The sequence below is a fragment of the Bacillus sp. BML-BC051 genome (assembly GCF_019656175.1).
GTDB classification, from domain to species: domain Bacteria; phylum Bacillota; class Bacilli; order Bacillales; family Bacillaceae_G; genus Bacillus_A; species Bacillus_A mobilis.
The window spans coordinates 1-519 of the sequence record NZ_BPLI01000220.1 but is presented as its reverse complement, the minus strand read 5'-3'; the positions used below and the strand labels follow the sequence as shown (position 1 = coordinate 519).

The following is a 519-nucleotide window of genomic DNA, read 5'->3' as shown; positions in this document are numbered from 1 at the left end:
GCATTACTCCAAATCCCATCTTTCACTCTCGTCTTTACCTGCTTGTCTTTGAAAGTTTCCTAGTGATTTCTAATCCACCAGTCAAATTCGTTAAGGTTAACATTGGCGAGTAGTGGACTAAGGATACCACCTTGCGTGGTACCTTTGGTCTGAAATATCGTTTTGCCGTTAGTCAGTTGCACTTTCGCTTTCAATATTTTCCGGATTATGACTAGTAGTTGTTTGTCACGAATACCCAGTGTCCATAGTTGGCGCATGAGTTTGACGTGACTTACTTCGTCAAAGAATCCCTGAATGTCTATATCCACCACATATGTAAGGTTTTGCTGATTTACCCGTTTTGTTGCGTCTGCTATAGCATTTTCAGCACTTCTGTTTGGGCGAAATCCATGACTTCGGTTACAGAAGTGTGCTTCACAGATAGGCTCCATTACTTGTAAGATGCATTGTTGGATAATCCTATCCCACATACTTGGTATTCCCAGAGGTCTGGTTTTCCCATTGGGTTTCGGTATTTCC

General features: G+C 42.0%; 1 pseudogene. It reads right to left on the bottom strand.

What is annotated here, in order from left to right:
* Positions 1–62 precede the first annotated feature (62 nt).
* A pseudogene (locus tag K5S59_RS30045) lies at positions 63–519 on the bottom strand (reverse transcriptase domain-containing protein); the annotation flags it as partial.